General features: G+C 67.8%; 11 protein-coding genes. 7 read left to right on the top strand and 4 right to left on the bottom strand.

Annotated elements, in window-relative coordinates; all coding sequences use genetic code 11:
- Window positions 1–153: 153 nt before the first annotated feature.
- The 3 genes from AC3WOB_RS29515 to AC3WOB_RS29525 all read right to left on the bottom strand — a co-directional run bounded on the left by AC3WOB_RS29515 (window position 154) and on the right by AC3WOB_RS29525 (window position 4009).
- Window positions 154–1473 carry a DUF445 domain-containing protein gene (locus AC3WOB_RS29515; protein WP_013394281.1) on the bottom strand — a complete coding sequence of 440 codons (1320 nt, stop codon included), beginning with the start codon at window positions 1471–1473 and terminating at the stop codon, window positions 154–156.
- A 58-nt stretch (window positions 1474–1531) separates the two neighbouring features.
- The gene (locus AC3WOB_RS29520; RefSeq protein ID WP_013394282.1) at window positions 1532–2920 is read right to left on the bottom strand and encodes a GntP family permease; all 1389 of its coding nucleotides are present in this window, start codon (window positions 2918–2920) and stop codon (window positions 1532–1534) included.
- A 159-nt stretch (window positions 2921–3079) separates the two neighbouring features.
- Window positions 3080–4009 (bottom strand): LysR family transcriptional regulator, encoded by a 930-nt coding sequence (locus AC3WOB_RS29525; RefSeq protein WP_013394283.1) that lies wholly within the window; start codon window positions 4007–4009, stop codon window positions 3080–3082.
- Between the two features lie 204 nt (window positions 4010–4213).
- Between AC3WOB_RS29525 and AC3WOB_RS29530 the strand changes: the two genes are divergently transcribed.
- From AC3WOB_RS29530 to AC3WOB_RS29560, 7 genes are all read left to right on the top strand, one after another.
- Complete coding sequence (locus AC3WOB_RS29530) at window positions 4214–6334, top strand: 3-hydroxyacyl-CoA dehydrogenase NAD-binding domain-containing protein (RefSeq protein ID WP_013394284.1); 2121 nt, start codon at window positions 4214–4216, stop codon at window positions 6332–6334.
- A 25-nt stretch (window positions 6335–6359) separates the two neighbouring features.
- Window positions 6360–7541: an acetyl-CoA C-acyltransferase gene (locus AC3WOB_RS29535; protein ID WP_013394285.1), complete on the top strand. Its 1182-nt coding sequence runs from the start codon at window positions 6360–6362 to the stop codon at window positions 7539–7541.
- Between the two features lie 9 nt (window positions 7542–7550).
- Window positions 7551–8747, top strand: coding sequence for an acyl-CoA dehydrogenase family protein (locus AC3WOB_RS29540; protein WP_492276980.1), 1197 nt, complete (start codon window positions 7551–7553; stop codon window positions 8745–8747).
- 9 nt (window positions 8748–8756) lie between these two features.
- Window positions 8757–9890, top strand: coding sequence for an acyl-CoA dehydrogenase family protein (locus tag AC3WOB_RS29545; RefSeq protein WP_492276981.1), 1134 nt, complete (start codon window positions 8757–8759; stop codon window positions 9888–9890).
- A 15-nt stretch (window positions 9891–9905) separates the two neighbouring features.
- On the top strand, window positions 9906–11837 hold the full coding sequence (locus AC3WOB_RS29550; RefSeq protein WP_492276982.1) for an acyl-CoA synthetase: 1932 nt from the start codon (window positions 9906–9908) through the stop codon (window positions 11835–11837).
- A 38-nt stretch (window positions 11838–11875) separates the two neighbouring features.
- Window positions 11876–12862 carry a tripartite tricarboxylate transporter substrate binding protein gene (locus AC3WOB_RS29555; protein ID WP_492276983.1) on the top strand — a complete coding sequence of 329 codons (987 nt, stop codon included), beginning with the start codon at window positions 11876–11878 and terminating at the stop codon, window positions 12860–12862.
- Window positions 12863–13153: 291 nt separating this feature from the next.
- Complete coding sequence (locus tag AC3WOB_RS29560; RefSeq protein WP_013394290.1) at window positions 13154–14137, top strand: tripartite tricarboxylate transporter substrate binding protein; 984 nt, start codon at window positions 13154–13156, stop codon at window positions 14135–14137.
- A gap of 17 nt (window positions 14138–14154) precedes the next feature.
- On the opposite strand, the gene AC3WOB_RS29565 is transcribed toward AC3WOB_RS29560, so the two are convergent.
- Window positions 14155–14769 (bottom strand): ABC transporter ATP-binding protein, encoded by a 615-nt coding sequence (locus AC3WOB_RS29565; protein WP_013394291.1) that lies wholly within the window; start codon window positions 14767–14769, stop codon window positions 14155–14157.
- Between the last annotated feature and the right edge of the window lie 180 nt (window positions 14770–14949).

The following is a 14949-nucleotide window of genomic DNA, read 5'->3' on the forward strand; positions in this document are numbered from 1 at the left end:
AGGGAAGGCCGAAGGCCTGGACGAAGATGACGACGGGGCAGTCCGGAGCGAACGCTCCGGACCGCAATCGTGGGCGCTCGCCACCCAGGCGCCCGCGCCGACGGGCGGCCTACGAAGCACTGGAAGCAGCAACCATCTCACAAGGCAACCGCATCACCCTCGAACCATTAACACCACCGCATGCAGCGCCACGCCTATCAATCCGCCCACCAAGGTGCCATTGAACCGGATGTACTGCAGATCCCGCCCCACGCTGAGCTCAAGCTCGTCCACCAGATGCCGCTCGTCCCAATTCTTCACCGTGCGTGAAATATGCTCCGTAACCCCGCTGCGCAAGCGCCCCGTCAAGCGCCGCGCCCCGCCCAGCACGTGATTGTTGATCGCCTCCCGCAACCCCGGGTCCTCCCCCAGCTTGCGCCCCAAGGCCAGCAAAGCGCTCTCCAGATGCCGCGCCAGCGCCGAATCCTCGGACGACAGATCTCTCCGCAGCGCCGCATGGATATCGTCCCAAAGTCCCTGCACATATTCCTGCACCTTCGGATGATCGATCGCCCGCTGCTTCAGCGCCTCCACCTGCGCCGCCAAGGCCGGATCATCCTTCAACCGCCGGATGTAATCCTGCACCCAGGCCTCATAGTCCCGCCGCACCGGATGCCCAGGCTCGGACAGCACGTCCCGCAACTCCTCCACCAGCGCCCGCGCCAGCCGGTCCGCCAGATTGTCCGCAATCCCGTCCACCGACTTGACCACGTCCACCGCCGCAATGATGCGCGGCCACTCCTTCTTGGCGAACTTCACCAGCAGATTCGAAGCCCGCGCCTTCACTTCTTCATCGCCCAGATAGCCGCCCAGCCGCTCCAGCGCCGCGTCCAGCAGCTCCTGATGCCGCCCGTCTCGCGTCAGCAGACCCAGCACCTCGCCCGCCGTATCCGCCGCATCCCAACGCCGCAGATTCTTCACCACGAACTCCTGGATCACCCCCCGCACCGCCCGGTCATCCAGCAGATCCAGCGTCTGCAAGGCCACATTGCGCGCCCCTTCGCTCAAAGCGCGCGCCTGCCGCGGACGCCCCAGCCAGCGGCTCAGGCGCGCGGCCGGATCGAACACCCGCAACTTCTCCATCAAGGTGTCCGGATCCAGGAAGTGGTCGCGCACGAACACCGCCAGGTTGTCGCCGATGCGGTCCTTATTGCTGGGAATGATGGCAGTGTGCGGAATCGGCAGGCCCATCGGCCGGCGGAACAGCGCCACCACCGCGAACCAGTCGGCCAGCGCGCCCACCGTGGCCGCCTCGCAGAACGCCCGCACCCAGGCCCATGCGCCCTGCCCGCCCATCACGTGGCTAGTGATGAAGCCGCAGACCATCGCCACCAGCAAGGCCAATGCGGCGATCTTCATGCGCCGCAACTGGGCGCGGCGCGCCTCGGAAGCCAGCGCGGAATGCGTGGCGGCGGAACGGGGCGTCTCTGTCATGGGGTCTCCGGCTTGGACAGACCCAGCATAACGTAGCGGCCCCCGCAGCCCCCGGACGTCAGCCCAGAGGCGGCAACAGGTTGAACAGCAGGACCATGACCAGTCCCACCACCGACACGATGGACTGCACCACCGAAATTGTCTTGGTGGCTTCGCCCATGGTCATGCCGAAGGACTCCTTCACCATCCAGAAGCCCGCGTGATTGGCGTAATTGAAGAACAGCGAACCGCAGCCGATGGCCAGCGCCAGCAGCGGCAGGTTCAGGCTGGGATCGGCGCCCGCCAGCGGCGCCAGCAGGCCCGCCGCGCCCACGATGCCGACCGTTGCCGAACCCGTGGACACCGACAGCAGCATGGCGATCAGCCAGCCCAGCACCAACGGCGGCAGCGCGAACTGATGGGTCAGGTGCACGATGGCATCGCCCACGTGGGCGCTGGTGAGCACCTGCTGGAACGCCCCGCCGCCCGCGATGATCAGCATGATGCCGGCGATCGGCTTGAGGCTCTTGCCCAAGCCATCGCGCAGCTTTTCCGCGTCGCCGCCCCGCATCAGCACCAGGGTGACAGCGGCGAACAGCACGCCCAGCAGCATCGCGACCAGCGGGTCGCCCAGGAAAGCCGCCACATGCATGGCGCCGGAATCCTTGGGCAGCAGCATCTCGGCGCCCGCGTGCACCAGCATCAGCAAGGCGGGCAGCAAGGCCGCCAGCACACCCAGGCCCACGCTGGGCGCGCCGCGGCCGGCGGTTTCCTGGCGGGCCGTGGTGAACTGTTCAAGCAGCGCCTCGTCCGGGCGCGTCGTCATCCGTGGCGCAATGAAGGCGCCATACAAGGGACCGCCGAACACCATGGCCGGCAGCGCCGCGATGAAGCCATAGATCATGGTCGGCCCCACCGTGGTCTTGAGCGTGGCGATGGCCGTCAGCGGGCCGGGGTGCGGCGGCACCATGCCGTGCATCGCCGCCAGGGCCGCTATCACCGGCACGCCCACGTACACATAGGCCGACCCCTTGAAGCGCTCCTGGCTTTCCAGCTTGCGGGCCACGCTGAAGATCAGCGGCAGCATCACCACCAGACCCACCTCGAAGAACATCGGAATGCCGATGACGAACGCCACCAGGGTCATGGCCCAGGGAATCATGCGGGCAGAGGTATGGCGCAGGATGGCGTTGGCCAGGCGTTCGGTCGTGCCCGAATCCGCCAGGATCTTGCCCAGCATCGCGCCCAGCGCGATCACCACGCCCACCGCGCCCAAGGTCTTGCCCGCGCCGTTGCTCAGATTCTTGACGATGGCCACCGGCTCCATGCCGGTGGCGAACCCCACGCCGATGGAGACGATGAGCAGCGCCAGCAACGGATGCATGCGGATGCGCGAGACGATCAGCGCAACCAGCACCAGCACGCTGGCCAGCGCGGTAAGAAGCAATTGGATGTCGGAGGAGGACATGGACGGGCCTGGGAAAAATGGGCGCGGCCCTGCGGCCGTTTGCAGGCCGCGTGCAGGCCATACGCCGAAAGAAACACGGATTTTATTCCCGCCAAGCTGAACGCCCAGTCAGGAAAGCCGCAAGCCCAGGGGCCTGTTCACACCGCGACGAAGCAGGCATCAACCCGCCGCGCCCAGCAGTCCCGGTCTGCCTTCGTGGGCGGCCTGGGCCCGTTCCAGGATGAATTCGATGATCATCGAGATCGCCCGCGGATGGTGCCGGTTGGGCATGTACAGCATGTACATGCCGCGTCCAAAAATGCTCAGCCGCCATTGCGGCAGCGCGGCCACCAGATCGCCGCGCGCAATGTCGTCATGGACCACGTAGTCCGGCACCACGCCCACGCCCAACCCCGCCAAGGTCGCATCGCGCAGGAAAGCGTAGTTACGCGAGATCACGGTCGGCTCCAGTATCACGTGCTGCCGCGGCTGGCCGCCGTAGTAGGCGGAAAGCCGCAAGGGCCGTCCGATGACCGCGGCGCTGATGGTGGGCGTGCGCGCCAGCTCTTCCGGATGCTGCGGCAGGCCGCGGGCGGCGGCATAGGCCCGGGACGCGCAGGCCACGTAGCGGACCTGGCCCAGCTCGCGCGCCACCAGGTTCTGCGGCGGTTCGGACATGATGCGTATCGCGATGTCGACCTCATCGCGCAGCAGGTCGTCCACACTATTCTCGAACAGCACGTCCAGCACGATGTCCGGATAGGTCCGCTTGAACTCCAGCAGCCAGGGCGTCATCACGAACTGCCCGTAGCCGCTGGGCACGCTCAGCCTGACCTTGCCCTGCGGCGTCTTGCCCAGAGTCTCGACGGATTCGCGCGCCGCCGCGAGTTCGTCCTGGATGCTGCGGCCATGCTGATACAGCTTCAGTCCGATTTCCGTGGGCTCCACATGCCGGGTGGTGCGGCGCACTAGCTGCATGCCGACCGAGCGCTCCAGCTGATTCAGGTGGTAGCTGACATTGGCGCGCGTCATCTTCAGGCGGCGCGCGGCCTCGCTGAGATTGCCCGCGTCCAGTATTTCCACCAGCAATGTCAGGGATTTGGTGTCCATCCAGGGCCTCCTCGCCAGGGTGATGCACCCGCCAATTGTCAAATTTTTTTGACTTCAATGTCAATTATCGATGCCATTGTCAAGACTTCTTTACTGCGAAAGAATGAGGCCAGAAAAGACGGGCCGTTCCTGGCCCACCAGGCTGAGTCCTGGCGGCCGCCCCTGGCGCCGCCGCCACGGCAGACCTCATCGGAGACACTGTCCATGACAGACAGCGCAAGCACCGGCGCAGCCAACACGCGCCGCTATGACGACATCCTCGTCGTCACCATCGACCATCCCCCCGTCAATGCCCTGAGCGCCGCCGTGCGCGCCGATCTGGCCGCGGCCATCCGCGACGCCCAGGCCGACCCGCAGGTGCGCGCCATCCTGCTCCTGGGCGCGGGCAAGAACTTCATCGCTGGCGCCGACATCCGCGAATTCGGCAAGCCGCCGCAACCGCCCATCCTGCCCGAGGTCTGCAACCAGATCGAGGCCAGCGCCAAACCGGTGGTGGCCGCGCTGCATGGCGCGGCGCTGGGCGGCGGACTGGAAGTGGCGCTGGCTGCGCACTACCGCGTCGCGCTGGCGGGCGCCAGGCTGGGCCTGCCCGAGGTGAACCTGGGCCTCTTGCCCGGCGCCGGCGGCACCCAGCGTGCTCCGCGCCTGATGGGCGCGCAGGCGGCGTTGGACCTGATGCTGAGCGGCAAACACCTGACCGCCGGATCGGCCCGGGAAGCGGGCCTGGTGGACGCGTTGTCCGACGAAGCCGATCCGCTCGACGCGGGCCTGGCCTACACCCGGCAACTGTTGGCGCTGGGCGCCGGCCCGCGTCGCACCCGCGATGCCGGGGCGCTGGAAGACCGCGTCGCCGCGCTGGCCCAGGTCGACGCCGCCGCCGAACGCGTCGCCCGAACCACCCGCGGGCTGTACTCGCCCGCCAAGATCGTCGAGGCCGTGCGCGCCGCCATCGAGCAGCCTTTCGAGGAAGGCCTGCGCACCGAACGCGCCCTGTTCCTGCAATGCCTGGACAGCCCGCAGCGCGCGGGACTGGTGCACGCCTTCTTCGCGGAGCGCGACACGGCCAAGATGCCGGGGCAAGAGCCCGCCCGGCCGCGGCGGTTGGAACGCATCGGCATCGTCGGCGGCGGCACCATGGGCGCGGGCATTGCCGTGTCGGCGCTGGACGCCGGCTTTCCCGTGACCATGGTCGAGCAGGATGAGGCCGCGCTGGAACGCGGCCGCGGTCGCGTCGCGCAGGTCTACGAGCTGCTGGTCAAGAAAGGCCGGATCGGCGCCGACGAGCGCGACGCCCGCATGGCGCGCTACACCGGCTCGACCCGCTACGAGGCGCTGGACGACGCCGACCTCATCATCGAGGCCGTGTTCGAGGACATGGCGGTCAAGCAGACCGTGTTCGCGCAGCTGGACCGCGTCGCCAAGCCCGGCGCGGTGCTGGCCACCAATACCTCGTACCTGGACGTCAACCTCATCGCCGCCGCCACGCGCGGGCCCGCCGACGTGCTGGGCCTGCATTTCTTTTCGCCGGCCAACATCATGAAGCTGCTGGAAGTCGTGGTGGGCGACCACACCGCGCCCGACACCGTGGCTACCGGCTTCGAACTGGCGCGACGACTGCGCAAGATCCCGGTGCGTGCCGGCGTGTGCGATGGCTTCATCGGCAACCGCATCCTGGCCGTGCACCGCCAGGCGGCCGACATGATGATGGAGGACGGCGCCTCGCCCTACGAGATCGACGCCGCCGTGCGCGCCTTCGGCTACCCCATGGGGCCCTACCAGATGGCGGACCTGGCTGGTGGCGACATAGGCTGGGCCACGCGCAAGCGCCGCGCGCCCACGCGCGACCCCGCGCTGCGCTATGTGCAGATTCCCGACCGGCTGTGCGAACGCGGCTGGTTCGGCCAGAAGACGGGCCGCGGCTTTTACCTCTACCCCGACGGCGCGCGCCAGGGCGAACAAGATCCCGAAGTGCTCGCCCTCATCGACGCCGAACGCGCGCGCGCCGGCGTCACGCCGCACGCCTACACGCAAGAAGACATCCAGCGCCGCTACCTGGCCGCCATGATCAACGAAGCGGCCAATGTGCTGCATCAGGGCATCGCCCAGCGTCCTTCCGACATCGACGTGGTGTTCCTGTCCGGCTACGGCTTTCCGCGCTATCGCGGCGGCCCGATGCACTACGCCGACAGCGTGGGGCTGAACCGTGTACTGGCCGATATCCGCGGCTATGCGCAGGAGGATCCCGCCTTCTGGAAACCCTCGCCGCTGCTGGTGCAACTGGCCGAATCCGGCCGCAATTTCGCCACCCTGAATCCATCCGCCTGACCCCGATACCAGACAGGAACACGCCATGCGCGAAGCCGTCATCGTCTCCACCGCCCGCACCCCCATCACCAAAGCGGGGCGTGGCGAATTCAACCTGATCGCCGGCCCCACCCTGGCCGCGCATGCCGTGCGCGCCGCCGTCGACCGCGCCGGCATCGATCCCGCCCTGATCGAGGACGCCTTCATCGGCTGCGGCTACCCGGAAGGCGCCACCGGCCGCAACATCGGCCGCCAGGCCGTGATCCGCGCCGGCCTGCCGGTCAGCGTGGGCGGCGCCACCGTCAACCGCTATTGCGCCTCGGGCCTGCAGGCCATCGCTTCGGCCGCCAGCCGCATCGTCATGGACGGCGCCCCCGCCATGATCGCGGGCGGCGTGGAGCTGGTGTCGCAAATCCGCAGCCGCGACGACGGCGTCAGCGGCATGGATCCGTGGATCGTGGACCACAAGCCCGAACTCTACCTGCCCATGATAGAAACCGCCGACATCGTGGCGGCCCGCTACGGCATCAGCCGCGAAGCCCAGGACCATTTCGCCGCGCAAAGCCAGGCGCGCACCGAGGCCGCCCAGGCCGCGGGCCGGTATGTGGAGGAGATCATCCCCGTCACCACCATCATGTCCGTCACCGACCGCGCCACCGGCGCCGTCAGTGAACGCGAAGTGACCGTGGACCGCGACACCTGCAACCGCCCCGGCACCACCTATGAAGCCCTGGCCTCGCTGGCCCCCGTGCGCGGCGCCGGCCAGTTCGTCACGGCGGGCAATGCCTCGCAGTTGTCGGACGGCGCCGCCGCCTGCGTGCTGATGGAAGCCGCCGAAGCCCAACGCGCCGGCATCAAGCCGCTGGGCGCATTCCGCGGACTGGCGATCGCCGGCTGCGAACCCGACGAGATGGGCATAGGCCCGGTCTACGCCGTGCCCAAGCTGTTGGCGCGCCACGGCCTCAAGGTGCAGGACATCGACCTCTGGGAATTGAACGAAGCCTTCGCCTCGCAAGCCTTGTATTGCCAGGAAAAGCTCGGCATCCCCATGGACCGCTTGAATGTCGACGGCGGCGCCATTGCCCTGGGCCACCCCTTCGGCGTCACCGGCGCCCGCCTGGCCGGCCACGTGCTCATCGAAGGCCGCCGCCGCGGCGCCCGCTATGCCGTCGTCACCATGTGCGTGGGCGGCGGCATGGGCGCGGCCGGCCTGTTCGAAATCTACTGAGGATCCCCCATGGACCTGGAATTCACCCCCGCAGAAAATGCCTTCCGCGATGAAGTGCGGACCTTTCTTGCCAGCCACCTGCCCGAACGCCTTTCCGCCAAGGTCGTACAAGGCAAGCTGCTGACGCGCGCCGACATGGTCGAGTGGCACGCCATCCTCAACCGCCAGGGCTGGCTCGCCAGCCACTGGCCGGTGGAGTACGGCGGCACCGGCTGGAGCGCCGTGCAGAAATACATCTTCGAAAACGAATGTGCGCTGGCCGGCGCGCCGCGCATCGTGCCCTTCGGCCTCAGCATGCTGGGCCCGGTGCTGATCAAGTACGGCACCGAGGCGCAACGGCGCCACTGGCTGCCGCGCATCCTCGACGGCAGCGACTGGTGGTGCCAGGGCTACTCCGAACCCGGCGCGGGCTCCGATCTGGCCTCGGTCAAGACCACGGCGGTGCGCGATGGCGACAGCTACATCGTCAACGGCCAGAAGACCTGGACCACGCTGGGCCAGTACGCCAACATGATCTTCTGCCTGGTGCGCACCTCGCAGGAAGGCCGGCGCCAGGAAGGCATCAGCTTCCTGCTGATCGACATGGCCAGCCCCGGCGTGGAAGTGCGCCCCATCATCACGCTGGACGGCGAACACGAAGTCAACGAGGTGTTCTTGTCCGATGTGCGGGTGCCGGCCACCAATCTGGTGGGCGAGGAAAACCGCGGCTGGACCTGCGCCAAATACCTGCTGACCTATGAACGCACCAACATCGCCGGCGTCGGCCAATCGACCGCGGCGCTGGCGCGCCTGAAGACCGTGGCCCAACGCCAGCGCAAGAACGGCCGGCCGCTGGCCGAGGACCCGGACTTCGCCGCGCGCCTGGCGCGCGTCGAGATCGAGCTGGCCAATATGCGCACCACCAACCTGCGCGTGGTCGCGGCCGTGGCCGGCGGCGGCGCGCCCGGCGCCGAAAGCTCCATGCTGAAGATACGCGGCACCCAGATCCGCCAGGAGATCAGCGCGCTGAACCGCCGCGCCATGGGTCCCTACGCCCGCCCCTTCGTGCCCGAGGCCCTGCACGACGGCTACGGCGCGCCGCCCATCGGCCCTGAGGGCGCCGAGAGCGCCGCCGCGCAGTACTTCAACAACCGCAAGCTGTCGATCTTCGGCGGCTCCAATGAAATCCAGAAGAACATCATCTCCAAGATGATCCTCGGACTGTAAGGGCCGGCCATGAACTTTGAACACACCGAAGACCGGCGCATGCTCTCCGACATGCTGCGCCGCTTTGTCGCCGAACAGAACGACTTCGCCACGCGCGACCGCAATGCCCGTTCAGAGCGCGGCTACAGCCTGGAACTGTGGCAGCGCTATGCCGAACTGGGCGCCGTCGGCGCGCTGTTTGCCGAAGCGGATGGCGGGCTGGGCGGAACCGGCTTCGACATCTCCGTGGTGTTCGAGGCCCTGGGCCGCGGCCTGGCCGTCGAACCCCTGCTGGACGCGTTGATGGTCGGCAGCGCCATCGCCGCCGCTGGCACGCCGGCGCAGCGCGAGGCGCTCGAAGGCCTGATCGCCGGCACCATCACCGCCGCGCTGGCCCACGCCGAACCCGACTCCGGCTACGAACTGGCGCATGTCGAAACCCGCGCCGAACGCAACCAGGACGGCTGGGTGCTCAACGGCGCGAAAGCGGTGGTCACGGCGGGCGAACACGCCGACCTGTTCCTGGTCCCGGCCCGCAGCGCGGGCGGCCCGGACGACGAGGCCGGCATCAGCCTGTTCCTGGTCAGCGCCGGCACGCCCGGCCTGACGGCGCGCGGCTATGGCCTGATCGACGGCGGGCGCGCGGCGGAACTCGTTTTCTATGGGGTGCAGCTTGCCCCGGAGGCGCTGCTGGGCGAGGCCGGCGCCGGCTACCCGCTGCTGGAGCGCGCCGCGGGCCGCGGCATCCTGGCCCTGTGCGCAGAAGCCGTGGGCGCGATGGACTGCGCCCGCGACGCCACCCTGGAATACCTGCGCACGCGTCGCCAGTTCGGCGCCCCCCTCGGCAGCTTCCAGGCCTTGCAGCACCGCATGGCCGACGTGCTGCTGGAGATCGAACAGGCGCGCTCGGCCGTGATCAACGCCGCGGCCGCGCTCGACCACCCCGACCGCGCCACCCGCGAGCGCGCGCTGTCCGCCGCCAAATACACCATCGGCCGCATCGGCACCCTGGTAGCCGAAGAGAGCATCCAGTTGCACGGCGGCATCGGCATGACCTGGGAGCTGCCGCTGGCGCATTACGCCAAGCGCCTGGTCATGATCGATCACCAGTTGGGCGACGAAGACCATCACCTGCGGCGCTACATTGCGCTTGGGCAGGCTTGAAAGGAGGCCCCCGCAATGACCCAGGTCCAAGCCGCCCCGCCCCTTTCGCCGCCCTTCGCCGCGCCCTTCGCCGTGCGCAGCGCCGCGGACGTGCAGCGTCTGCAAGCCCGGCCGCTGGCCGAGACGCTCACGGTGCAAAGCACCTATGAAATCTTCCGCAATTCGGCCGCGGCCTTCGGCGACAAGACCGCGCTGACCTTTCTGCGCAGCGCCGACCCCGGCGACGCGCCGCTGCGCTGGAGCTACCGCGAACTGCTCGCCGGCATCCACCAGACCGCCAACCTGCTGCATGAGCTGGGCGTGGGCCCGGACGACGCCGTCGGCATCCTGCTGCCCGGCTGCCTGGAGTACCACCTGGCGCTGTGGGGCGGCGAGGCTGCCGGCATCGTCCAGCCCTTGAATCCCCTGCTGGCCGAAGACAAGCTCGTGTCCCTCATGACCACGGCGCGCGCCAAGGTCCTGATCGCCTACGGGTCCGACGTGGAATGCGGTTCCTGGTCCAAGGCGCTGCGCCTGCGAGAACGCGTGCCGACGCTGCACACGCTGCTGCGCGTGGCGCCGCTGGACGAGCCGTCCCCGGCCCGCCCCGCGCTGCCCGACCATGCGCTGGATTTCAACGCCGCGCGCGCCACGCAACCGGCCGACCGCCTGGTCAGCGGCCGCGCGATCCAGGCGGGCGACGTGGCCGCGTACTTCCATACCGGCGGCACCACCGGCGCGCCCAAGCTGGCCATCCACACGCATGCCAACCAGGTCTTCAGCGCCTGGGCCGCGGTGCAATTGCAGAACGCCGGACCGGACGACGTGGTCATCAACGGCTATCCGCTGTTCCATGTGGCGGGCGTACTGCCGGCATCGCTCGCCGCCCTGTCGGCGGGCGTGGAAACCGTTATTCCCACCACCTTGCTGCTGCGCAACCGCGACGTGCTGCGCAACTACTGGCGCCTGGTCGAGCACCACCGCGCCACCTCGTTGCAAGGCGTGCCCACCATCCTCGCGGCACTGGCCGAAGTGCCGCTGGCCGGCGCCGACATCTCCTCGCTGCGCTATTGCCGCACCGGCGCCGCGCCCCTGCCCGCCGAACTGGCGGCCCGCTTCAAGCGCCTGTTCGGGCTGCACGTCAACGAAAGCCTGGGCATGACGGAAATGGCGGGCATCTCGACCATCTCGCCGCCCGGCTGCGAGTTCCCGGTAGGCTGCGTCGGCTTTCCGCTGCCCTATGTGCAGGTCCGCATCGTCGGCCTGGACATGCCGGCCGGCACGCCCGCGCGCGACTTGCCCGCTGGCAAGGCCGGCATGGTGCTGTTCAAGGCGCCCAACGTCATTCCCGGCTTTCTTGACCCCGAGGACACGGCGCGCGCCTTTACCGAAGACGGCTGGCTGATCAGCGGCGACGTGGGCTATATGGATGACGCCGGCCGCCTGCACCTGCAAGGCCGCGCCAAGGACCTGATCATCCGCAGCGGCCACAACATCGATCCCAAGACCATCGAGGACGCGCTCGCCTCGCATCCCGCTGTGCAGCTCTGCGCCGCGGTCGGCGCTCCCGACGCCTATGCCGGCGAACTGCCCATCGCCTTCGTCACGCTGGCCGAGGGCGCGCAGGTACAGGAAGCAGAACTGCTGGCCTACGCCGCCGAACACGTGGACGAGAGCCCGGCGCGGCCCAAGCGCGTCATCGTGCTGGACAGCATGCCCATGACCAATGTGGGCAAGATCTACAAGCCCGATCTGCGCCGCCTGGCCACCGCCGTATCGGCCCAGGCCGTGGTGGCGCGCACCCTGCAGGACGCTGGCCTGATCGACGACGGCACGCTGTTCCGCGTAGAGGCCAACGCGCAACCCGAGGTCTCTGTGCTTGCGGACACCCGGGCGCCTGAACCTCTGAAAGCCAGCCTGCGCGACGCGCTGGCCCGGCTGCCGGTAAAAGTCGCCCTGCGCGGCTGAGCAGTTCCCCACACAACAACACCCCAGGAGACAAACCCATGACCCACAAGCCCCTGCGGCGCGCTTGCCTCGGCGCCGCGCTGCTCGCTATGGCCGGCGCCGCCCTGCCTTTCACCGCTGCAGCGCAAGGCGCCTACCCGTCCAAGCCGATCACGCTGATCGTGCCCTTCCCGGCCGGCGGTTCCACCGACCGCCACCTGCGCATCGTGGCGCAGGACGCCTCCAAATACCTGGGGCAGCCCGTCATCGTGGAAAACCGGCCCGGCGCCGGCGGCACCCTGGGCCCCGCCACCATGGCCAAGACCGCCAAGCCCGACGGCTACACCGTCACTCTGTACACCCTGGCCATGCTACGCATGCCCTACATGCAGAAGAGCAGCTGGGATCCCATCAACGACTTCAGTTTCATCCTGGGCCTGTCGGGCTATACCTTCGGCTTCACCGTCCGCTCCGATTCCCCGTACCAGACCTTCAACGAGTACATCGAGGCGGCGCGCAAGGCGCCCGGCACCATCGACTACGGCTCCACCGGCATCGGTTCCTCGCCGCACCTGCTGATCGAGGAGGTCGCCATCAATGCCAAGGTGAAACTGAACCATGTGCCCTTCAAGGGCAACGCCGACATGCAGCAAGCCCTGCTGGGCGGCCACGTCATGGCACAAAGCGATGCGACCGGATGGGACCAGTTCGTGGACTCGGGCAAGATGCGCCTGCTGGTCACCTTCGGCGAAAAGCGCACCACGCGCTGGCCCGACGTGCCCACGGCCCAGGAGCTGGGCTACAAGGTGGTCTCCACCTCGCCCTACGGCCTGGCCGGCCCCAAGGGCATGGACCCCGCGGTGGTGAAGACCTTGCATGACGCCTTCAAGAAGGCGCTGTTCGACCCGGCGAGCATGGACGTCATGAAGCAGCTGAACCAGGAGCCCGCCTACCGCAACAGCCAGGACTACAAGGAATGGGCGCAGGCCACCTACGTCAAGGAAAAAGGCCTGATCGAGTACCTGGGATTGATGGCGAAGGATTGAACTGGCGGCCAGGAAGCCGAACTCTCCATTTCAAGAAGACTCCCGGACGCCACTTGGCAGTCGGCCGTTGTGACTTGGCACACGGCCGACCTCAGGGAGATCAATTTAATCTTGATTGACGCAGGAAGCCGGCCTGCACAACGATGGCGCGCTGTTTCGCGTAAAAGCCGACGAACAACCCGATATCGCAGTCCAGGCCGACGCGCGTGGACCCGATTGCCGGTCAAGGTCGCCCTGCACGACTCGGCAATTCCCTGCCCGCGTACAACAACACCCCAAGGAGACAAACCCATGCCCCAGCAGCCCCTGCGGCGCGCCTGCCTCGGCGCCGCACTGCTCTCGATCGCCGGCGCCGCCCTGCCTTTCGCCGCCGGCGCGCAAGGCGCCTACCCGTCCAAGCCCATCACGCTGATCGTGCCCTTCCCGGCCGGCGGTTCCACCGATCGCCACCTGCGGATCGTGGCGCAGGACGCCGCCAAATACCTGGGGCAGCCCGTCATCGTGGAAAACCGGCCCGGCGCCGCCGGCACCCTCGGCCCCGCCACCATGGCCAAGACCGCCAAGCCCGACGGCTACACCATCAGCCTGTACACCCAGGCCATGCTGCGCATGCCCTATATCCAGAAGAGCAGCTGGGACCCCATCAACGATTTCACCTTCATCCTGGGCCTGTCCGGCTACACCTTCGGCTTCACCGTCCGCGCCGATTCTCCGTACAAGACCTTCAATGAGTACATCGAAGCGGCGCGCAAGGCGCCCGGCTCCATCGACTACGGCTCCCCCGGCACCGGCTCGTTGCCGCATCTGCTGATCGAAGAAGTCGCCATCAACGCCAAGGTCAAGCTGAACCACGTGCCGTTCAAGGGCAACGCCGACATGCAGCAGGCCCTGCTGGGCGGCCATCTCATGGCGCAAAGCGACGGCACCGGCTGGGACCAGTTCGTGGATTCCGGCAAGATGCGCCTGCTGGTCACCTTTGGCGAAACGCGCACTACCCGCTGGCCCGACGTGCCCACCGCACAGGAGTTGGGCTACAAGGTCGTGTCCACCTCGCCCTACGGGCTGACCGGCCCGAAGGGCATGGACCCCGCGGTAGTCAAGACGCTGCACGACGCCTTCAAGAAGGCGCTGTTCGACCCCGCCAGCATGGACGTCATGAAGCAGCTGAATCAGCAGCCCGCCTACCGCAACAGCCAGGATTACAAGGAATGGGCGCAGGCCACCCACGTCAAGGAAAAAGTCCTGATCGAGTACCTGGGCTTGATGGCGAAGTAATCAGGGCGGCGCCGCCTTCAGCGCAGCGCCGCAACCTCGACTGATCTGGCGCCGCAGGCTTCCACCAGCTCGGGATCGTGGCTGGCGAACAGCACCACCCGATCCTGCGCCCAGATCTTGAATTGTTCGGCCAGCACCCCGCGCGCCTGCGCGTCCAGCCCGTTGCTGGCCCCGTCCGCAATGATGACAGCCGGGTCGCCCAGGGCCGCGGCCGTCAGGTAGACCTTGCGCCGCGTGCCTGTCGACATCTGCTCGAAGCGCTTGTCCAGATGCGGCTCCAGCCCCAGCCGGAAGGCCAGGTCCAGCACGCTGTCGGCCAGCGGCACGTTCTTCTCTGCCGCGACCTGTTCCAGCAATCCGCGCCCCGTCTGCGCGGGCTGCGCCATGCAATTGTCGGGCACATAGGCCAGGCGGGCCCGCGCTTGCGCCGGCGCCTGGGCCAAGGAATGCCCGTCGATCCAGACATCCCCCGAATCCGGCGCGATCGCGCCCGCGATGATGCCCAGCAGCGTGGACTTGCCGGTGCTGTCTTCCTCGCACAGCGCCACGCATCCGGGCCTGAAGGTATGGGTCAGCCCCTGGAAGACGAGATGGTCGCCGTAGCGCTTGCCGAGATTGTCGATTCGTAGCATGGCCGGGAGTGTACGCAGGAACACGGCGCTCGGCCATCGCCGCCTGGGCGTGGCGTCAACGCAGCAAATGTGAACTGAACTCAAATTTTTCCCCATTGACGATGTGGGAATCCGCATTTTTGCCGTACATTACGCAGCGTAAATAAATGTTAATTTTCAGCAAAACATTTCGAATTTTGT

It is taken from the genome of Achromobacter sp. FW305-C-30-7, from assembly GCF_058783105.1.